Source organism: Paenibacillus cisolokensis (assembly GCF_018403665.1).
Taxonomy (GTDB): domain Bacteria; phylum Bacillota; class Bacilli; order Paenibacillales; family Paenibacillaceae; genus Paenibacillus_AH; species Paenibacillus_AH cisolokensis.
Genome location: NZ_BOVJ01000125.1, coordinates 1 through 19,753, shown reverse-complemented (window position 1 = coordinate 19,753; position 19,753 = coordinate 1). Strand labels below are relative to the sequence as shown.

Below are 19,753 nucleotides of genomic sequence, written 5' to 3'. Positions count from 1 at the left end.
TTCGGATAGGAGAGGAACCCGCATGGAAATCGCAAGCAATTGGAGAATCCAACATTTCGACGTCGGACAAGCGCGCCCGCTCGAGGTCGCTTCGGCGGGATTGGACGACCGGTTCTGGATTACGGCGAAAGTGCCGGGAGACGTCCATTCGACGCTGATCGAGCGCAACATAATCGAAAACCCGTATTTCGGCCATAACGACGTGAAATGCCGCTGGATCGAAACGAAAGAATGGTGGTACCGGACGCAGTTCGACTACGAGGTCGACCCGGACAGCGGCGAACGCCACGAACTCGTCTTCGAAGGGTTGGATACTTTCGCGACCGTGTACGTGAACGGCCTGGAAGTCGGGGAAACGTCGAATATGTTTACGACGTACACGTTCGACGTGACGCGCATCGTCCGCAGACGGAAAAACGCGATCGCGGTCAAATTCGATCCGCTTTCGCTGCACAACCGGGACAAAGAACTGTTCCAATGGTCTTCATATACGAAGGAGCGTCCATGGATCCGCAAAGCGGCGATGAACTTCGGCTGGGACTGGGGCCCTCGCCTCGTCACGGTCGGCATCTGGGGCAAGGTGCGCATCGAGCGGCGCAAGACGGCGAAGCTCGACGGGGTGTTCGCGCGCACGCTTCGGGCCGACGCCGAATCGGCGGACGTCCGTGTGGACGTCGACGTAAAGGCGTATAAGCGGGGCGCCGCCGCCGCGGTCGACGTCGCGCTGAAGGACCGGGACGGCGCGGTCGTCGCGAATGCCGTCGCGACCGTCGCGGGCGGCAAGGTGTCCGTTGATCTGCGCGTCGTTGCTCCCCGCCTCTGGTGGACGCACGACCTCGGCGAGCCGTATTTGTACGAGCTTGACGTCGTCCTGCGCGCGGAGGGGAAGGAAGTCGACCGGCAGACGCATGCGTTCGGCATCCGCACGATTGAGCTGCAGCTGAAAGACGAGCAGGGGCGCAACTCGTTTACGTTCGTGCTGAACGGCGTCAAGCTGTTCGCGAAGGGCGCGAACTGGATTCCGGCGGACAATTTCATCGGCGCCATTCCGAACGAACGGTACCGCGATTTGATCGACCTCGCGGTCGAAGGCCGCATGAACATTCTGCGCGTCTGGGCCGGCGGCATCTACGAAAAAGACGCGTTTTACGACGAATGCGACCGCCGCGGCGTCCTCGTATGGCAGGACTTCGCTTTTGCGAACGCGCTGTTCCCGGATTTCAACCGCGACTTCATGGACAGCGTGCGCGAGGAGGTCGCCTGCAATGTGAAGCGGCTGCGCAACCGCGCGTCGCTCGCGCTTTGGTGCGGGAACAACGAAATCGACTGGCTGTACGACATGAAGACGGCCGGCGGCGACATTACATGCCCGTTTTACGGCGAATCGATTTACCATGAACTCATTCCCGACATGCTCGCGGAGCTGGACGACAGCCGCGCGTATTGGCCGTCGTCCCCGTACGGCCGGGCGAACGGCATGGACGACAACGATCCCGACGTCGGCGACCGCCACAACTGGCAAGTGTGGCACGGCTCGGTATATCCGCGCAAATTCGGCGAGGCGCCGATTCTCGATTACAACATCCAGGGCGTCACGTTCAAAAACTATAAGAAAGATTTCGCTTTGTTCAGCAGCGAGTTCGGCATCCACGGCTCCGCCAACCGCTATACGCTCGAAAAGCATATTCCGAAAGGGCAATTTTACTGGGGCAGCGCCGAGATGGCGTACCGGAACAAAGATACGAACCATCAGAAAGGCATCCTGCTGATGGAAGGGTTTACCGGCATTCCGCGCGACATCGAGGAATATATGAACTTCTCGATGCTGACTCAAGCCGAAGGACTGAAGTACGGCATCGAGCATTACCGCCGGAACAAGCCGCGCACGTCCGGCGCGCTCGTGTGGCAGCTGAACGACAGCTGGCCGGGGACGAGCTGGTCGATGATCGATTACGAGCTGCTGCCGAAAGCGGCGTACTTCTACGGGAAAAAGTTTTCCATCCCGTCCTGCTGTCGGTCGACCACGATCCGGGCGAGCCGCTGCACGTCTGGGCGGTCAACGATACGCTCGAGCCGCTCGTCGGCGCCGTAAAGCTCGCGGTGACGGATTTCGCCGGAAACGCGGTGTTTGAAACGGGGTTCGAAGCGAAAGTGCCGGCGAACGGCGCGGTCCGGCTCGGCACGCTATCCGAGGGCGACGTTCTAAACGGACGGGCGGCGGAGGACGTCGTCGTCGTGCTGACGGCGCAAGGGTTCGAAGCTCCGGCCAACGTGGTTTATTTGCGCGACCCGAAAGATTTGCGCCTGCCGGCCGCCGAGCTCGATGTTGTCGTCAACGAAGCCGAATCGACCGTGCGCGTTACAGCGCGCGGACATCTTGCGCGCTTCGTGAAGCTGGACCTGCCGCAAGGGAATGTCCGGTTCAGCGACAACTTCTTCGACCTGCTGCCGGGCGAATCGAAAACGGTGCGCGTTACGGATCGGACGGGCGAACCGGTTTCGCTCGCGCGCCTGTCCGTGTCGGCCTTGAACGTAAAACAACGTTGAGACGAATCGGCCCATATTTCGAATCATAGAGAGAAGTTTCTCGCGGTCCCCGGATCCGGTTCCGGGGACTTTGTTCAGATTAAAGAAAGGATAAAATTCACTTCCTGCTCGCCTTTCTAATCATCCGCATCATCCGTCAAACCGTTCAACGTCCGTTTCCTGGTCTGTCCTTGAACCGATCCCAAAAACTGCATGATCGCTGGGATTATCGCGTTTTGGCCATTTTGCGCCTGGAAAGTCCATGTCAAGGTTCTCCCGTCTCATCATGACATTTCTCCGAACAGTTACAAAGTCTCAGATTCGGGATTGACAGCGGACGGTGTCTAGCATACAATTCTAATTAATTCATACAATTCCGATGGGATATGTTCTTGCTATGTTTGCCGGGGGTTGGACAAGTTCAGAGTAAAGGAGATGACAGAATTCTGGAGCAGAACATTGGCTGTTGCAACGTTCCGAGCGGAATGTACCAACATCTGATGAAGCATGGTTTAGGCATAGCCCCAACATAATCTACAGGAATATGATGATGATCCATACTATCGGGAGGCAGCTATGAAAAGACAGACATTCGTGTTCAAAATCGCGGTCTTGATTTCCATTTTGGCGATACTTGCAGCATGCGCAAGCAAAGGTAATGGGGGACAGCAGGCCAATAACGCGCCGGAGACCAATAATGCGCAAGAGGCCAATAACGGGGCGGAATCGAAAGAAACGGATTATCCGGCCAAAAATATCGAGTTGATCGTACCGTTCAATGCAGGCGGCGTATCCGACATCTTGGCCCGTTCCTTTGTCGAAGCTTCTACCGGCATTATCAATCAACCGATTACCGTGAAGAACGTCGACGGCGCTTCGGGTACGGTCGGCAACTACCAGCTCGTCCAGGCGAAGCCTGACGGCTATACGTGGCTTTGGGCATCTACAGGCCATATTTCGTCGTCGCTGCATATCACACCGGCTCAATATACAAGAGATGATTTCACGGTTGTGAACAAAGTCGGCGAAATGGTCGTCGCGATTGTCGTGCCTAAAGATTCGCCGTTCCAGACTCTTGACGATTATATCAAATACGCGAAGGAAAATCCAGGAAAACTTACGGTCGGCAATCCGGGCGAAGGCACCGTCGTCGCGCTGCTTGCCCGTTTGCTGGAAGATAAGGCGGGAATCCAGCTGCAGCACGTTCCTTACCAAGGAAGCGGCCCGCTCCTTCCGTCCGTTTTGGGCAACCATGTCATGTCCGCTTTCATGAACGTTCCGGAAGTGCGCGGACAAGTCGAGTCCGGCGAGCTGCGCGCATTGGCCGTGCTCAGCGAGAAGCGGGTCGATCAGTTGCCGGATGTTCCGACGGCAGAAGAGCAGGGTATTGAAGGTCTGGCGGGAGGCGCCGGCCACTACATCGTCATTCCGAATAACGTGCCGGAAGAGGTTGTCCGGAAGATCGACGAGCTGACCAAGGCTGTGTATGAATCGGACAAATTCAAAGAGTTGATGGAACAGGCGGGTTATCAGCTTGGTTACAAGAACAGTGCCGACGCACTGAAAGAATTGGACGAGTGGTATGAAACGACGGGCGAACTTTACAAGAAACTCGGGATGATTAAATGATGAATCGGACGGTTATTCGAGCGCGGATGATTGCCGCGCTTCTCTTCATGCTTGCGGGATTGCTAACGTTGTGGCAATCCCGCGGTCTCCGGTTTGGGACGTTGAACCATATTCAGGCGGGCTTTTTCCCGGTTGTATTCGGCGGCTTGCTGACCGTTTTAAGCATCCTGATGTTGGCGGGTCTGCTGCTGACCCTTCGGCGAGGGCGCGCTGCAGACCGCGAAACGAACGGACATGAGCCCGTCTTTTCCCGCGGATCGCTGGCGATCCTTGGCGTTTTTATTCTGTTTGTCGTACTGACGTACGGGTTCGGGTTTTTGTTGTCCTCCTTCATTACATTGTGGGCTATCGGATACTTGCTGGGACTCAGAAGCTGGCGGCTGATGATGCTGGCGCTATTTACCACGGCTTCTATCTGGCTCATCTTCGATTGGTGGCTTGGGATCTATTTGCCGCCCGGCGTCTGGATATAAAAACAGCTGTGTGATGTTGGGGGGAAGCATCAGTGGTTGATATGGAACATATTTTGGCCGGCATTTCGGCTGCTTTTTCATTAACGAATCTGTTGATTTGTTTGGCGGGCGTTGCGTTGGGCACGCTTGTCGGCGTTTTGCCCGGACTTGGCCCCGTCGGCGCGATTTCCATGCTCTTGCCGCTCACCTTCTCGATGGAACCCATTTCCGCATTGATTCTCATTTCGGGCATTTATTTCGGGGGAATGTACGGGGGTTCTACGACATCGATTCTGGTGAACGTGCCGGGAGAGGCGGCATCGGTCGTGACGACGCTTGACGGCTACAAGATGACGCAGAAAGGACGGGCGGGCGCTGCGCTCGCCATCGCCGCGATCGGCTCCTTCGTGGCGGGAACGATCGGCATGATTTTGCTGACGTTTCTGGCTCCGCCAATCGCTGACATGGCTTTGCGGTTCGGTCCGCCGGAATATTTCGCGATCGTGCTGGTCGGGTTGCTCGTGCTGTCGAGAATGACGGATACCTCTTTATTAAGAAGCTATCTGCTGATTGCGCTTGGGGTGGTCATCGCTCTGATCGGGATTGACCCGATGAGCGGCACGCTCAGACTGACGTTCGATTCCCCCTGGCTGATGGACGGCATCGACTTCATTCCGATTATTATGGGACTCTACGGGTTGTCGGAAGTTCTGGGCGCGATGGAGCAGTCGGACCACAAGCCGGTGAAAGCCGATTTGTCGCTCCGGCGGCTGATGCCGAGCAAATCCGAGATGCGCCGCAGCACCGGCCCGATCGTCCGCGGCGGCCTGCTGGGCTTCGTGCTGGGACTCATTCCGGGACCGGCCAACATTATTAGTACGTATGCTTCTTACGGATTGGAGAAAAAACTTTCCAAAAAACCGGAGGAGTTCGGACAAGGGGCAATCGAGGGCGTGGCGGGTCCCGAATCGGCCAACAACGGAGCCAGCACCGGCGCTCTCGTTCCGCTGCTCTCGCTCGGTGTCCCGTTCTCGCCGCTGCCGGCGATTCTTCTCAGCGCATTTATGATTCAGGGCATCACGCCGGGGCCGCTCATGATGAGCGAGCATCCGACGACGTTCTGGGCGCTGATTGCCAGCATGTATATCGGAAATGTGATGCTGCTTGTACTGAATCTTCCGATGGTGGGGCTGTTCGCGAAAGTTTCCCATCTGTCGCCGAAAGTGCTTATGCCGATTGTGATGATCTTCTGTTTTATCGGCGCATATGCCGTGAGGAACAGTTTGTTTGACGTCGTCGTCCTGATCATTTTCGGCGTGCTGGGCTATTTGCTGCGGAAAGCGAAGATGGAGCCGTCGCCGCTTGTTCTGGGCGTCATTCTCGGCCCGGTATTGGAAAATACGCTGAACCAGTCGGCCTTGATTTTCAACGGGGATTTATTGAAATTTTTCACGCGGCCGATTTCCGGAACTCTGCTGCTGATCGGGCTTGCGGTAACGTTCTGGCCGATCGTGCGCCGTCTGTTCAAGGCGATCCGTTCCCGCCGAACGGGCGCTTGACGGGCGCTTGATCGAACGGAGAAGGGGAGAGTTATGGTGGAAATCGCTAGGGAACGTTATGATGTGGTCATTATCGGCAGCGGCGGCGCCGGACTCCGCGCGGCGCTGGCTGCGGCCGAGCAAGGAGCTCGCCCTGTCGTATTGACGAAAGGGGAGCCGCAGCGTTCGGGAGGAACGCTCTCGGCCCATTATTCGTTTTGCGCGGTAGTGCCGAGCGCGGAGCCGGGGGACAGTCCGGAGCTGTTCGCTGCGGATATTATCCGCTCCGGCGAAGGGATACCCGATCCGCGGCTGGTGCAAGTGCTCGCGGAGCAGGCTGCCGAGGCGGTGGCGTTCGCAGAGCGGCTCGGCGTCAAGTTCGATCCGGTCGAGAAGGGCAGCTCGCGGCCGCATCTGGGCTGGCTCGCCGGCCATTCTTATGCGCGGGCGCTTCATGTAGGCAACACCGTGGGACGAGAGCTGATGCGCGTGCTGTTAAGAGCGGTGAAAAAGGCCGGTATCCCGGTGCATTCGTTCACGCATGCGACGGATTTGATTGTGGATCGCGGCGTCCTGAAAGGCGTGGCCGCGTTTCATTCGCCTGCCGGCGAGCTTCGGATCTACGAGGCTCCGGCTGTCATTGTGGCGACAGGAGGCGGCAGTCAAATTTACGAATTGAACACCAATCCTTACGAAGCGACCGGTGACGGATACGGCATTGCGCTGCGCGCGGGGATTGAATTGGTGGATATGGAATTCGTCCAGCATTACCCGACCGTACTCGTTTCCCCGGCCGGAGCCAGAGGGCTGATGTTCAATTCCGGCATCCTGATCCCGAAAGGCGCCCGTCTTCTGAATCGCCACGGGGACGATTTCTGGGACCGGTACGGCGTCGGGCCGCTGAAGGACGCTACGCGCGATGTGATGTCCCGCGTTATGTCCCAGGAGATCGCCGCCGGCAACGGAACGGACGCCGGCGGCCTGTATATCAGCACCCGGGGCATCGATCCGAGCGAGCTTCCGCAAATGCAGCAGCGGCTGCTGGAGGATGTGGGGCTGGCTGCGGACGCGGCGGAGCGGGAAGTGGCTCCCGGGGCGCATTATTTTATGGGCGGGCTCAGGATCGAGCCGGATGCTTCGACCAGCTTGCCCGGCGTGTACGCGGCCGGCGAATGCGCGGGCGGGATTCACGGCGCGAACCGGCTGGCCGGCAACGCGCTGTCGGAAAATCAAGTGTTCGGCGCGATCGCCGGCCGTAACGCCGCCGTTTACGCCCTGCGAAACCCGCTTCCGCCTGCGGGTACCGGTTCGTCCGTCGTGGACGAAGTCCTGGAGCCGGTGCGGCGTATTTTGAGCCGCTCGGGCAGCAGCACTGCCAGCCGGCCGCAGGAAGGCTGGAGAGAGGTGCAGTCGCTGATGCAGCGGCATGCCGGGGCTACCCGTACGGCAGAAGGATTGGAGCAGGCGATTCAACGGCTGAATGCGCTGCGCGAAGAAATTGCGGAGCGTGTGGGCGCGCGCGATCGCGCTTTAATTTATAATAGAGATGTGGGCAAGACGCTGGAGCTGCGGAATATGGTCGATACCGGCTGGAGCGTGGCCGCGTCCGCCAAGGAACGGCGGGAAACCCGCGGCGCGCATGTTCGCCTTGACGCACCGGAAAGCGACAACGGCTGGACATGCAGTCTCGCCGTTCGCCTTGAAGGGCGGACCGCCCGCTTCAACCGGCTGCTTCGCGGAGAGGTGAACCATCCATGACCAGACAACCACTCGTCACTTGCCGGGTTGCGCGCAAGGCTTCCGCAGCGGGCGAGGTGACGTTCGCCACGTACGAGGTGCCGTACGGGGACGGGATGACCGTCCTCGATCTGATGCGCTACATTGCCGATGAGCTGGATGGGACTTTTGCGTTTTACGATCATGCCTGCAAACGGGGATTTTGCGGCAGCTGTCTGGTGAAAGTGAACGGGAAGAACGTCCTTTCCTGCAGAATGCTTGTCCCCGAAGGTCCGCTGTGCATTGAGCCGGCTATGGAGACCGCCAAGGACTTCTGGCCGGCTGATTCTGATTCGCAATAAAATAAAGCAAAGGAGATGTGGGCGATGACAACGATATCCGCCACCTTTCGGGAGCAGGCCGCTTCGCTTCAATCGAAGCTGGTGAGCATGCGCAGGGAACTGCATCGATTTCCTGAGCTTTCCAACGAGGAGTTTGAGACGACCAAGCGGATTCGGGCATGGTTGACGGAAGCGGGGGTGCGTCTGCTGGACCTCGGTCTGCCGACCGGCGTGCTGGCCGAGGTGAAAGGCGCGCATCCCGGACCGACGATTATGCTTCGCGCCGATATCGACGCGCTGCCCGTAAACGAGGAGACGGGATTGCCGTTCGCCTCCGAGGTGCCGGGAAAAATGCATGCTTGCGGGCATGATTTTCATACGACATCGATGATTGGCGCGGCCAAGCTGCTGCACGATCATGCCGATGAGCTTCACGGCACCGTACGCATTTTGTTCCAGCCGGCGGAAGAGCAGGCGGTCGGCGCGCGGGCGGTATTGGAAGCGGGCGCGCTCGAGGGCGTTTCCGCCATATTCGGCATGCACAACAAGCCGGAGCTGCCTGTCGGCACGGTCGGCATCCGTACGGGCCCGCTAATGGCTTCGGTTGACCGTTTCGAGATTGACATTTTCGGCAAAGGGGGCCATGCAGGGGTTCCCGAGGCGGTTGTCGATCCGGTCGTGGTGAGCAGCGCCATTGTAACGTCGCTGCAGACGCTCGTAAGCCGCAATGTCAGTCCGCATTATTCGGCGGTGGTCAGCGTGTGCAAGCTGCAGGCCGGCTCCTCCTGGAACGTCATTCCGGATACGGCCGTTCTGGAAGGCACGGTGCGGACGTTCGAACCGGAGGCGCGGGCGATCATTCCGGATCGCATGAAGCAAGTCGTCGAGGGCGTTGCCGCCGGATACGGAGCCGAAGCCCGGTTGAACTGGACATCGATGCTGCCGGCGGTCAATAACGATCCGGCAATGGCGGAAATGATGCGCCGGGCGGCGGAAGCGCAGGGGCTCCGGGTGGTCGAGGCCGTTCCGACGATGGGCGGCGAAGATTTCGCTCTGTATCAGGAACGCATCCCGGGTTGTTTTATTTGGATGGGGACGGGCGGGACGGAACAGTGGCATCACCCGCGGTTCACCTTGAACGAAGATGCGATCGCCATCAGTGCGGCGCTTTTCGCCGAAGCCGCCGTCCTGGGGCTGAAGTCGATCGGATAAGAAGTCCCTCTTCATTCATACCTGACATCTAGGAGGAAAAGTGTCATGCCGTCTCATGTAATCGATATGATCATGCTTCAAAATAATTTCGGCACAGCGGAGATGCGTCAAGTGTGGTCGGACGAAAACCGTCTGCAGAAGCATCTGGACGTCGAAGCGGCGCTTGCGCTTGCCGAAGCCGAGGTGGGGCTCATACCGGCCGAAGCGGCGGAGACGATTGCCGCCAAGGCTAAGGTAGAGCTGATGAATATTCACGAGATCGCGCAGGAAGTGCAAAAGGTGAAGCATTCTTTGATGCCGACCCTGAAGGCGCTGCAAAAGCTGTGCGGGGCTGAACACGGGGAATGGGTGCATTACGGCGCGACCACCCAGGATATCGTGGATACCGGGATGATGCTGCAGCTCAAAGAAGCGCATCGCATCATCGTCCGCGATTTGCGCGCGGTGGCCCGCGAGATGGCCCGGCTTGCGCGCGAGTACCGGGATACCCCGATCGCGGGGCGCTCGCACGGGGTGCAGGGGCTGCCGACCACTTTCGGCTTCAAAATCGCGGTGCTTCTCGACGAGGTCATTCGCCATCTGGACCGTCTGCGCGAGGCCGAGTCCCGGGTATTTACCGGCGTGCTGGCAGGCGGGGTGGGCACTTACGCTTCCTTCGGTCCGCTCGGCCCGGAAGTGGAGCGCCTGACGATGAAGCGCCTTGGACTGCAAGCGCCGAACATATGCTGGCATTCGTCCCGCGACCGGTCGGCGGAATATGCCGGCTTGCTGGGGATGATCAGCGGCACGCTCGGCAAAATGGGCAATGAATTGTACAATTTGATGCGTACGGAGCTGGACGAGGTGGAAGAGCCGTTCACTTCCGGTAAAATCGGTTCCTCGACCATGCCGCACAAGCGGAATCCTGCCGCGCTGGAGGGTCTGGCGAGTCTGACCAAGCCGATTCGCTACAACGCCGCGCTCGTGCAGGAATCGATGATTGTCGAGCACGAACGCGACGCCATGTCCTGGCGCGGCGAGTGGATCGCCATTCCGGAAAGCTGCATCTACCTTGCCGCGCAGCTCGCTTCCGCGAAGAACATTCTCGCCGGCTTGGTCGTGAAGCCGGAGAACATGCTGCGCAACCTGAATATGCTCGGAGGACTCCTGCTTTCCGAGCGCGTCATGTTCGTTCTGGCGAAGCCGATGGGGAAACAGACGGCGCATGAGGTCGTCTACGAGCTGTGCATGAAGAGCGTGGAAGAGGGAATCCCCTTCCGTGATGTGCTGATGGCTGACGAACGCGTGCGGGAAGCGGTCGGCAAAGAAGAACTGGAAAATCTGATGGACCCGTCCGCTTATCTGGGATCGGCGCCGCAAATCGTGGACCGGGTGCTGGCAGCGGCCGAAGCCTCGGGCTGGCTGCAGGAGGCTGAACCGCAATGAGCGCGGATAGAACGATCGCATGGGGAGAGGTCGAAGCCGCGCCGGGCGAATTTGCGGCCGGCATGGTCAAGGTGGCCGAGCTTTCCCATCGCGGACCGATTCTGATGCCGGTCATGATCGTGAACGGCGCCCGCCCCGGCCCGTGCCTGTGGCTCAACGGAGCGGTTCATGGCGACGAATTGAACGGTCCGATGGCGATTCGCAATCTGCTTCCGAAGCTTGATCCGCAGAAAATGGCCGGTGCGGTAATCGCCACGCCGATCTCCAATCCGCTGGCGTTCCAGGCAAGGCAGAAAAACACGCCGCAGGACGGGTTGGATATGGATATGCAATTCCCGGGAGATCCGAACGGGACGCTCTCCCAGCGGCTTGCGCATCATCTGTTCGAGCAGATCCGGCGGCTGGCGACTCATCTTGTCGATTTTCATACGTTGGGCACGCATTACGATGCGCTTCCCTATACCGTCTTTAAACGGCTGCCGTCAGCTTCCGCCGAAGTATGCGATCAGGCGGAACGGCTGGCCCGGGTATTCGGCGGCACGGCGCATTGCCGGGTCGACCTGGGAGGCAGCCTGAACGAGCTGCCGGGCAATGTCGCCGGATTTCTGGACGTGCAATGTCTGAAGCACGGCATTCCGGCTTTCATGACGGAGCTTGGTTCGGGCGGTCACATTCAACCGGACATGGTTTCCTTCGGGGAACGGGGAATTGCAAGCATTCTGCATGAGCTCGGGATTTGGCCGGAAGCGCCGGCTGCCGCTCCGCAAGCGCGGTCGATCACGATTACCCGGCGCCGGTTCCTCTATGCCGATCACGGCGGGCTCGTTGTCGACAGCGCCCCCAGCGGATCGGTGGTGAAGCGCGGGGAGCTCGTTTGCCGTATTGTGGATATGTTTGGCACCGTCCAGGAGATTCGCGCCGAACAAGATATGTATATCATCGCAAGCCGGAAGAACCCGCCGGTCGATACGGGTGACCGTGTGGCGTTCGTCGGTTTGGAATGGCAGGAGGATGAAGAACAACATGGCTAATTTTCGTTTGGCGACCTTGGAGGATGCGCCCGCACTGCTGGATTTGACGCTTCGGGCCTACGAACCGATTCGCAAGATGGGCATTAACTTTGCTGCGGCTACGGCAGATTTGGCCTTGGTGGAGAAAAATATTCGCGAAAATATGTGCTTATTGATGGAAGAGGACGGGAAGGTGCTCTCGACGATATCGATCCGGATGCCGTGGGGACCGTCGCCCGGACCTTTCGGCGTTCCTCACCTTTGGTGGTTCGCCAGTGACCCGGATGCCGGACGCAAAGGGCTCGGCAGGGAGATGATCACCTGGTGCGAGGAAACGATGGTGCGCGATACGCTGAAATCCCCGGCCGTCTCCCTGGGCACGGCAGATCGCCATCCGTGGCTGATCGAAATGTACAAACGGCGCAATTATGTGATCGAAGGCTCGAAAGATCTCGGGCGCGGACATATTACGATATATATGAAAAAGATACTCATACCGGACATGGTGGGACAAGGAGCGGGAGGACACTGAATGGATCGTTTTTCAATTGACGGCCTGCCGGTATTTGAGGCGCTGCGAAACCCGGTGATCGATCAGATGACGCGCCACTCGTCGGTGCGCCATTTCGATCCCGACCGTCCGCTGCCCGAAGGGCTGGTCGAGATGATGATGGCGTCGGCGCAAAGCGCCCCTACGTCCTCGAATTTTCAATCCTGGAGCGTCGTCGTCATTCGAGACCCCGAGCGGAAGCGCCGGATGCGGGAATTGTGCGACAATCAGGCGTTTATCGAGCAGGCGCCGCTGTTTCTCGCTTTCTGCGCGGATTCGTACCGGCATAAATATGTGACAGCCAGACAGGGATACCGCTTTGGCTCCGATTATTTGGAACTGCTGCTCGTCTCCGTCATCGACAGCGCGTTGGCGGCTCAGAACGCGGCCCTTGCCGCGGAAAGCCTGGGTCTTGGCTGCTGCATGGTCGGCGCGATCCGCAATCGGGCGCGCGAAGTTGCGGAGTTTCTGGAGCTGCCGCCGTCGGTGTTCGCGACCATCGGTCTTGCGGTCGGATACCCGGCAAGTCCGAGCAGCGTAAAGCCGCGTCTTCCGCAATCGGTTGTCGTGCACCAGGAGAAATATTCGCCTGCGGGCATGGAACAAGGCATCGATGCTTACGACAAGCGAATGGCGCAAACCGATATTTACAAAGGACGGCGCGTTCGCATTCCCGGCGTAACGCCGGAACCGGAACAAGATACGGGGCATTACGGCTGGGCGGAGCATACGGCACGCCGGATGGCGCGAGGCAACGATTTTCGGCGGGATCTGGCTCCCTTTTTGAAAGAACACGGATTCGTACTGGAATAGAAACAGGAAGGAGCCAATTGAGTGACCGTGACATTGGGCCGGGATTTATTGTTTCAGTTGCTTCGCGAGTATGGCGTATCCCACGTGTTCGGCAATCCCGGAACGTCCGAACTGCCGTTTATCGACGGTTTCCCGAAATACGCGGATGTTGAATATGTCACCGCGCTCCATGAGGCGAACGCGGTGGGAATGGCTATGGGGTATGCCAGGCAGGCGGACAAGCCGGGGGTTGTCATTCTTCATGTCGCGCCCGGCTTGGCGAACGGCATGGGTAATTTATATAACGCGTACCGTGCCGGCATCCCGCTGGTGGTCATCGCCGGACAGCATCACACCCGCCTCTTGCTTGAGGAGCCGATTCTGGCGGGAGATCATGTCGGGCAAGTCCGCAGTATGACCAAGTGGGCTCACGAGGTCCGGTATGCCGAAGAGCTGCCGCTGGCGCTGCACCGCGCGTTCAAGGTGGCGATGACCCCGCCGCGCGGTCCGGTGTTTCTGTCCCTCCCTTACGATATTTCGATTGCGCCGGCGGCAGTCGATCGGCTTGCCCCGCCGACGAGGGTGGCCTCCGGCTTTTGCGCGGAGCGCGCAGCTCTCGAGGAGATCGCGAAGGAACTGCTGCGCGCGAAACGGCCGCTGATTTTGGCGGGGGATGGCGTCGGCGATGCCGGCGCCCATCTCGAATTGCAGCGGCTCGCGGAACGGATTGGCGCCGGCGTCATGTCCGAGGGAATGCCGACAAGGCAAAATGCGGACAACCGTCATCGCTGCTTCCTCGGAACGCTGCCCATGAATGCGGGCCAAATTCGGCGAATATTAAGCGAATACGATCTTCTCTTTTATGTCGGCGTCAAGGCGCAAGCGCCTGTGGCGCTGTACGATAACGGAGGAAGCTTCGTGAAGCCCGGCACGACCATGCTCTATCTGCACGACGATCCTTGGGAGATCGGTAAAAATGTGGCGGGCGGCATAGGCGCGTGGGGAGCGCTGAAGGCGAGCCTGGCAGCGTTAGCGGACCTCATAACCGATTGCGCGGATTTCGATCAGGAGCAGGTTCGTCAAAGACTCCGGGAAGTGGAAGCGAAAGCGCGGGCGAGACGGGAACAATTGGAGCAGGCGCTTGACGCCGACCGTCAGAGCGGGGCCATTACGGCCAAGATCGTGGCGGCGGAATTGGCGAAACTGCTGCCGAAAGACGGCAAGTTTACGATTGTCAACGAAGCGGTTTCGAATGCGCTGCCCTTCATCGATCATATTCACCTCTGGGAACCGAAACAATATACGGCGGGCAAAGGCGGCGGTCTGGGGCACGGTGCGGCTCAAGCGGTCGGTACGGCGATAGCCGATCCGGAAAGAACCGTGGTCAGTCTGCTCGGAGACGGCACGTTTCTGTATTATCCGCAAATCTTGTACAGCGCCGTCAAGACCAACGCACGCGTTTTATTTATCGTTGTGAACAACCGCGCTTACCATGTGCTCAAAAAGGGTTTGAAGGCTTTAGGCGCTCCGCTTGGCGGCGACAAACTGGATTGCCTGGACCTTGACGGTCCCGCAGATTTGATCCGGATGGCGGAGGCGTTCGGAGTTCCCGCCGAACGGGTGACCGCTGTCGAATCGTTGCCGGGTGCGCTGAAAACAGGCTTGCAGGCGCAAGGGCCGTACTTTTTGGATATTTCAGTAACCACTTAAGGAGGGCTGCGGGATGGATGCGAATTTATACATTAACGGCGAATGGGTCCCTACCGAGAAACGGATTACGGTAGAAAATCCGGCGACTTTGGAAGCGGTCGGATCGGCCCCCTATGCGGGGAAAGAGGAAGCGCTGCTGGCGGTTGCGGCCGCAGAGGCCGCGTTGCCCGCCTGGAGAAGCAAAACCGCGAACGAACGGGCGGCGCTGATTCTGAAATGGCATCAGTTGATTATCGAGAACAAGGAAACGATCGCCCGCATCATGACGCTCGAACAAGGGAAGCCGTTGCAGGAAGCGCTCGGCGAAGTGATGTATGCGGCCAGCTTCCTGACCTGGTATGCGGAAGAGGCCAAACGAGTTTACGGCCAGACCGTACCCGCATCCGCGCCAAACAAACGCATTCTCGTGTTGAAGCAACCGGTAGGGGTCGTTGCCGCGATTACGCCCTGGAACTTTCCTGCCGCGATGATCACCCGCAAGGTAGGTCCGGCCATTGCTGCAGGCTGCACCGTGGTGATCAAGCCATCGGAGTATACGCCGCTTACGGCTTATAAACTGGCCGAGCTGGCGCATGAAGCGGGAATTCCTGCGGGAGTGCTGAATGTGGTTACGGGGAATGAGAAAGAGATCGGCGAAACGTGGATGGCCGATGAGCGCGTGCGCAAAGTCTCTTTCACAGGCTCCACCCGTGTCGGCAAATTGCTTATGCGGCAAGCCGCCGATACGGTTAAAAACATCTCCCTCGAGCTTGGCGGACATGCTCCGTATATTATAACGAAAAGCGCGAATCTTGACCTGACTGTCAAGGAGTTCATCGCTCCCAAATTCCGCAACGCCGGGCAAACCTGTATTTGTCCAAACCGCGTTTACGTGCACGAATCGATTCGGGATCGTTTTGTGCAACAGCTGACGGATGAAGTGCGGAAATTAAAGGTGGGCAACGGGCTGGAGGAAGGGGTCAATATCGGTCCGCTCATCAACAAAGCCGCAGTGGAAAAAGTGCAAAACCATCTGCAGGACGCTCTGGACAAAGGGGCGAAGCTTGCAACCCCTTATGAACCGATAAGCGCCAAAGGCTATTTTGTGCCGCCGGTGGTGCTGACGGACGTCAGCGACGATATGCTCTGCATGCGCGAGGAAACGTTCGGTCCGGTCGTACCCGTTGTGACGTACCGAACGACCGAAGAAGTGATCGAACGCGCGAACAAGACTCGTTACGGGCTTGCAGCCTACGTTTTCTCGCAAGATATCCAGGAAGCGTTCGTCATTTCGGAAGGTCTGGAATACGGGATCGTCGGCTTGAACGACGGGCTGCCCGCGACGGCACAGGCGCCGTTCGGCGGGATGAAGGAAAGCGGAATTGGCCGTGAAGGCGGCCACTGGGGGATCGAGGAGTTTCTGGAAGTGAAATATATTTCGCTGAATCTGGGTTGAAACGCAATACTACGATCTGATGCTGAAGCAAGCTTCCTGCCGGCAACATGCCGGACGGGAAGCTTGTGCTTTTATGTCGATGTGTTGTCGGGATGATATTTACAAAAAAGGGGGAAATTAAGGATGGAGACTGTCGCACAAGGACAAATGAAGTGAGGAACAAAAGCGATGCGCAAAAAGGTGTTAATCCTCTCGGAGGCATTCGGAAACGGCCATACGAAAGCAGCCGAAGCACTGGCTCAAGTCATTTCGCTTCAGGAACCGTCTGTACAAATCCATATTATCGAAATCGGCAAAATGCTTCACCCTGCTATAAACGACCTTGTTTTACGTATTTATAAACAAAGCATCACAACATTTTCGTTTTTATGGAAAAAATATACGATCATTTGTCAAAACCGAACCATACCACTCCTAACTGGCTGCAGTCTCTGATTTACCAGTTGTTGCATCGAAATCTCGATAAAGTTTTGAAGCAAATCAATCCCGATATCGTCATCTGTACGCACCCGTTCAGCAGTTCATCCTTATCCCGATTAAAACGAAGAGGATATCGGGTTCGCTTGTGTACAGTGATTACCGATTTTCATGTACATCAAGTTTGGGCGCAACCTGAAGTCGATATCTATATGGCATCCAATGAAGAGGTATTGCGGCAATTGGTTCTTTTCGGGATATCGGAGCAGAAGATTGTCGTTACGGGCATTCCGGTGAAATCGGATTTTGGCAAAAGCTGAACAAGTTGGAAGCGAGAAAAAGCTTGCATTTAAAAATTTGCCCACCGTTCTCGTGATGGGCGGGGGACTCGGATTAGGCGGGATCAAGGATATCGCTGATGCTTTAATCAAGTGGAAGGACGATATTCAATTCATTATTTGCACGGGATCCAATCAAGCTCTCAAGACTTCCCTGGAGAACAATGTACGCTTCCGGCACCCTCATATTGTAATATTAGGTTATGTGAATATCATTCATCAACTGTTGGACGCTGCGGATGTATTGATTACCAAACCGGGAGGTTTAACATGTTTCGAAGCATTGACGAAAGGCATTCCGATGCTGATCTATGGACCGATTCCCGGGCATGAGGAATACAACTGCGAGCATCTGGTCGGACGCGATTTGGCAATCCAAATCCGAAACAAACACGATGTGGATAGCTGGATCGAAAAGCTGCTGCTTTTTCCGGAAGCATTCAAAGGATTGTATGAGAATATCAAACAATTCCAACAAAAACAACGATCCTCTTGCCGGAGCGAAAGTTGTTTTGGACCTTCTTGCCCGATGATCGGTGCTCCGGTGAGTTAATATTAATTGTGTCCTGAACGACGAATCCCGCTTGGCCTGTTGAGGTCAAGCGGGACTTTTGAATGCGAAGTTGGATGAAACATTGACATCTGCCTGATCATAAGATTTCAAGGAGGGAGAAAGGATCGGCATTCCACTTCAAGATTGAGACTTGCGCTTTGTATTCGCGGCGTGGTTCCATCGGTCCGTTTCTCTTATAATATACAATATATCCAACAAAAGGAGAGCCAACGATGACGATATTCGCCAGACCGCCCTGTTAATCGGTAACGTTCCGCTTTGCCCGGGCTCCCCCGGTTCCGGTTGTCCCGCATGATCAATCGGATTCCGGAGAGGAGTTGACATGTCGATCATGAGCAACTTGGTCAACATCCGCATACTGTTCGCGTTCCGGTTCTTCTCCAGCCTTATCCCGGCTTATGTGATCGAGAGGCTGTTTTGGGAGGAGCGGGGCATGACCATTCAGATGGTGGTGTATGCGGAAATCATTTACGCCCTGACGATCGTGCTGCTGGAAGTGCCGACCGGCATGATGGCCGACAGGTGGGGCCGCAAGCGGATGATGGTGGCAAGCGCCTTGCTCGGGTGCAGTGAATTTGTCATCCTGCTGTTCGCAACCGAGTTTTGGCATTTTGCCGTCGTCGTGTTTTTGGCGGGGATCGGCCGTTCGGCCAGCAGCGGATCGGAGAATGCGCTGCTTTACGATACATTGCAGCTGCAAGGAAAGGCGTCGTCGTTCGAGAAGCAGCTCGGTCGTCTGAACGCCTGCGACCTTGCCGCCGCCATTCTCGCCGCGCTCAGCGGCAGCTGGCTCGCCGCCCGGTTCGACCTGGAACTGAACTATTGGCTGTCGTTCGGCAGCGCGCTGATCGCCCTGATGCTGTCGATGCTGCTTGCCGAACCGAAAGCGGCTGAAGTCGGAGAGGGTGCGGCGGCCGGCGGTAAGATGCCGTTCAAGCGGTATGTAACGGAGTCCCTCCGCTTTTTCCGCCAAAATCCGGACGTCCGCCTCGTCGTTCTCTCCGGCATGGTGACAGGCACGGCGATGGTCTACCTGTACGAATTTTGGCAGTTGTACGCGAACCGGCTGGAGGTGCCGGTCGTCTTCTTCGGCGCGCTGTCCACCGCCATCATGCTGTTGCAGCTGCCCGGCAGCCTGCTCGCGCATGCGCTGGCCGAGCGGATCGGCCGCAGAACGCTGCTCATCGGCATTACGGCCGTCTTCGTCATCGGCTTCGCATACGCCGCCGTTAGCCGTGACGTTGCCGGAATGGCGGCCATGCTCGTCGTCTGCCTGTTCTCCGGCGTCATGGAGCCGGTCGTCAGCGGCTATCTGCATCACCGGACCGGCTCGGCGACGCGGGCGACGATCGATTCGTTCCAATCGCTCGGAGCGAATCTGGTAAGCATGCTGGCCGGGCTCGGTTTCGGCCTTTTCTCGGCACGGTATGACGTATTCGGCGGCTATGGCTTCATTGCGCTGCTGTGCGGCATTTTTCTCGTCTGGTTAATCGCCGCGGGGCGCAGCATCGCACGCTAGACAACCGGAACGATTTCAGCAGGCCAGGGGCGGTACGGACCATCCGGGTCAGCAGCCGGAACGGCATGCGATACTTTCGGTAATCGTAATCGGATCGGTCCGGCTTGAGGAAGGCGTCCGGCAGCTCCTCGGGCAGCATGTAGCTGTAGGAACGGCCGCGGCGTTCCCCGATAAACACCAGCGGCGAGTCGCCATATCGCCGGCGCCACTTTCTCGCTCCGAAAGGGGAAATGACGATCGTGAAGACCGGGTCGTAAATTTTGCCGCCGTACCGGAACAAAAACGGCAGATACACGTCTCCTCCGATCGTTCGGGGACGGGCGACGACGATATATTTGCCCCACCAGCGCGGGAAATCGATGCCGAAATCATATTTCAGATTATAATACCGGATCGGGCGCGATCTCGACGGTTTTGAAGATTTGCAGTTCATAGAATCACGCACCTTTTTTCACCATCCTATGTTTCGCCCGGAAGAAGGGTGTGCAGCATCTTACGTATAATCGTCACCAGTCCGTCGGTGCGCTTCGCCTTCCGTGAAATCGTCACCGGTGTGCCCCGCCTTCAGC

At 57.8% G+C, this 19,753-nt stretch carries 17 protein-coding genes and 1 pseudogene; 17 read left to right on the top strand and 1 reads right to left on the bottom strand.

The window, feature by feature from the left end:
* Window positions 1–22: 22 nt before the first annotated feature.
* The 17 genes and pseudogenes from PACILC2_RS17205 (at window position 23) to PACILC2_RS17135 (ending at window position 19,184) form a co-directional block, all read left to right on the top strand.
* A pseudogene (locus PACILC2_RS17205) lies at window positions 23–2,547 on the top strand (beta-mannosidase).
* A gap of 555 nt (window positions 2,548–3,102) precedes the next feature.
* The gene (locus PACILC2_RS17200; RefSeq protein ID WP_062490926.1) at window positions 3,103–4,155 is read left to right on the top strand and encodes a tripartite tricarboxylate transporter substrate binding protein; all 1,053 of its coding nucleotides are present in this window, start codon (window positions 3,103–3,105) and stop codon (window positions 4,153–4,155) included.
* Window positions 4,152–4,628 carry a tripartite tricarboxylate transporter TctB family protein gene (locus PACILC2_RS17195; protein WP_213529731.1) on the top strand — a complete coding sequence of 159 codons (477 nt, stop codon included), beginning with the start codon at window positions 4,152–4,154 and terminating at the stop codon, window positions 4,626–4,628. Before PACILC2_RS17200 ends, PACILC2_RS17195 begins: the two co-directional genes overlap by 4 nt.
* Before the next feature lie 41 nt (window positions 4,629–4,669).
* Window positions 4,670–6,166, top strand: coding sequence for a tripartite tricarboxylate transporter permease (locus PACILC2_RS17190; protein WP_062490930.1), 1,497 nt, complete (start codon window positions 4,670–4,672; stop codon window positions 6,164–6,166).
* Between the two features lie 33 nt (window positions 6,167–6,199).
* Window positions 6,200–7,903, top strand: coding sequence for an FAD-dependent oxidoreductase (locus tag PACILC2_RS17185; RefSeq protein WP_244863588.1), 1,704 nt, complete (start codon window positions 6,200–6,202; stop codon window positions 7,901–7,903).
* Window positions 7,900–8,223 carry a 2Fe-2S iron-sulfur cluster-binding protein gene (locus PACILC2_RS17180; RefSeq protein WP_213529729.1) on the top strand — a complete coding sequence of 108 codons (324 nt, stop codon included), beginning with the start codon at window positions 7,900–7,902 and terminating at the stop codon, window positions 8,221–8,223. Before PACILC2_RS17185 ends, PACILC2_RS17180 begins: the two co-directional genes overlap by 4 nt.
* Window positions 8,224–8,247: 24 nt before the next feature.
* The gene (locus tag PACILC2_RS17175) at window positions 8,248–9,414 is read left to right on the top strand and encodes an amidohydrolase (RefSeq protein ID WP_062490934.1); all 1,167 of its coding nucleotides are present in this window, start codon (window positions 8,248–8,250) and stop codon (window positions 9,412–9,414) included.
* A gap of 45 nt (window positions 9,415–9,459) precedes the next feature.
* Window positions 9,460–10,839 carry an adenylosuccinate lyase gene (gene purB, locus PACILC2_RS17170; protein ID WP_213529727.1) on the top strand — a complete coding sequence of 460 codons (1,380 nt, stop codon included), beginning with the start codon at window positions 9,460–9,462 and terminating at the stop codon, window positions 10,837–10,839.
* Complete coding sequence (locus tag PACILC2_RS17165; protein ID WP_213529725.1) at window positions 10,836–11,870, top strand: M14 family metallopeptidase; 1,035 nt, start codon at window positions 10,836–10,838, stop codon at window positions 11,868–11,870. The genes purB and PACILC2_RS17165 overlap by 4 nt, the downstream gene beginning before the upstream one ends.
* Window positions 11,863–12,381: a GNAT family N-acetyltransferase gene (locus tag PACILC2_RS17160; RefSeq protein ID WP_062490939.1), complete on the top strand. Its 519-nt coding sequence runs from the start codon at window positions 11,863–11,865 to the stop codon at window positions 12,379–12,381. The genes PACILC2_RS17165 and PACILC2_RS17160 overlap by 8 nt, the downstream gene beginning before the upstream one ends.
* A complete protein-coding gene (locus tag PACILC2_RS17155) occupies window positions 12,382–13,212 on the top strand; it encodes a nitroreductase family protein (RefSeq protein WP_213529723.1) in 831 nt (276 codons plus the stop codon). It begins immediately after the preceding gene.
* Between the two features lie 21 nt (window positions 13,213–13,233).
* Window positions 13,234–14,901, top strand: coding sequence for a thiamine pyrophosphate-binding protein (locus PACILC2_RS17150; RefSeq protein ID WP_244863587.1), 1,668 nt, complete (start codon window positions 13,234–13,236; stop codon window positions 14,899–14,901).
* 13 nt (window positions 14,902–14,914) lie between these two features.
* A complete protein-coding gene (locus PACILC2_RS17145; RefSeq protein WP_213529721.1) occupies window positions 14,915–16,336 on the top strand; it encodes an NAD-dependent succinate-semialdehyde dehydrogenase in 1,422 nt (473 codons plus the stop codon).
* A gap of 168 nt (window positions 16,337–16,504) precedes the next feature.
* Entirely contained in the window at window positions 16,505–16,771 is a 267-nt protein-coding gene (locus tag PACILC2_RS27150; protein WP_244863593.1) for a hypothetical protein, read from the top strand.
* Window positions 16,705–17,073, top strand: a complete 369-nt coding sequence (locus PACILC2_RS27145) for an MGDG synthase family glycosyltransferase (protein ID WP_244863586.1) — start codon at window positions 16,705–16,707, stop codon at window positions 17,071–17,073. Before PACILC2_RS27150 ends, PACILC2_RS27145 begins: the two co-directional genes overlap by 67 nt.
* A complete protein-coding gene (locus tag PACILC2_RS27140; RefSeq protein WP_244863585.1) occupies window positions 17,060–17,644 on the top strand; it encodes a glycosyltransferase in 585 nt (194 codons plus the stop codon). Before PACILC2_RS27145 ends, PACILC2_RS27140 begins: the two co-directional genes overlap by 14 nt.
* 352 nt (window positions 17,645–17,996) lie before the next feature.
* A complete protein-coding gene (locus PACILC2_RS17135) occupies window positions 17,997–19,184 on the top strand; it encodes an MFS transporter (protein ID WP_213529719.1) in 1,188 nt (395 codons plus the stop codon).
* Here the strand turns inward: PACILC2_RS17135 and PACILC2_RS17130 are convergent.
* Window positions 19,117–19,617 carry a hypothetical protein gene (locus PACILC2_RS17130; protein ID WP_213529717.1) on the bottom strand — a complete coding sequence of 167 codons (501 nt, stop codon included), beginning with the start codon at window positions 19,615–19,617 and terminating at the stop codon, window positions 19,117–19,119. The genes PACILC2_RS17135 and PACILC2_RS17130 overlap by 68 nt on opposite strands.
* Window positions 19,618–19,753 lie beyond the last annotated feature (136 nt).

Excerpts from the sequence above, each read along its gene's own strand:
- PACILC2_RS17200 (WP_062490926.1), top strand. The coding sequence starts at position 3,103 with ATGAAAAGACAGACATTCGTGTTCAAAATCGCGGTCTTGATTTCCATT.
- PACILC2_RS17195 (WP_213529731.1), top strand. The coding sequence starts at position 4,152 with ATGATGAATCGGACGGTTATTCGAGCGCGGATGATTGCCGCGCTTCTC.
- PACILC2_RS17190 (WP_062490930.1), top strand. The coding sequence starts at position 4,670 with ATGGAACATATTTTGGCCGGCATTTCGGCTGCTTTTTCATTAACGAAT.
- PACILC2_RS17185 (WP_244863588.1), top strand. The coding sequence starts at position 6,200 with ATGGTGGAAATCGCTAGGGAACGTTATGATGTGGTCATTATCGGCAGC.
- PACILC2_RS17180 (WP_213529729.1), top strand. The coding sequence starts at position 7,900 with ATGACCAGACAACCACTCGTCACTTGCCGGGTTGCGCGCAAGGCTTCC.
- PACILC2_RS17175 (WP_062490934.1), top strand. The coding sequence starts at position 8,248 with ATGACAACGATATCCGCCACCTTTCGGGAGCAGGCCGCTTCGCTTCAA.
- purB (WP_213529727.1), top strand. The coding sequence starts at position 9,460 with ATGCCGTCTCATGTAATCGATATGATCATGCTTCAAAATAATTTCGGC.
- PACILC2_RS17165 (WP_213529725.1), top strand. The coding sequence starts at position 10,836 with ATGAGCGCGGATAGAACGATCGCATGGGGAGAGGTCGAAGCCGCGCCG.
- PACILC2_RS17160 (WP_062490939.1), top strand. The coding sequence starts at position 11,863 with ATGGCTAATTTTCGTTTGGCGACCTTGGAGGATGCGCCCGCACTGCTG.
- PACILC2_RS17155 (WP_213529723.1), top strand. The coding sequence starts at position 12,382 with ATGGATCGTTTTTCAATTGACGGCCTGCCGGTATTTGAGGCGCTGCGA.
- PACILC2_RS17145 (WP_213529721.1), top strand. The coding sequence starts at position 14,915 with ATGGATGCGAATTTATACATTAACGGCGAATGGGTCCCTACCGAGAAA.
- PACILC2_RS27150 (WP_244863593.1), top strand. The coding sequence starts at position 16,505 with ATGCGCAAAAAGGTGTTAATCCTCTCGGAGGCATTCGGAAACGGCCAT.
- PACILC2_RS27145 (WP_244863586.1), top strand. The coding sequence starts at position 16,705 with ATGGAAAAAATATACGATCATTTGTCAAAACCGAACCATACCACTCCT.
- PACILC2_RS17135 (WP_213529719.1), top strand. The coding sequence starts at position 17,997 with ATGAGCAACTTGGTCAACATCCGCATACTGTTCGCGTTCCGGTTCTTC.
- PACILC2_RS17130 (WP_213529717.1), bottom strand. The coding sequence starts at position 19,617 with ATGAACTGCAAATCTTCAAAACCGTCGAGATCGCGCCCGATCCGGTAT.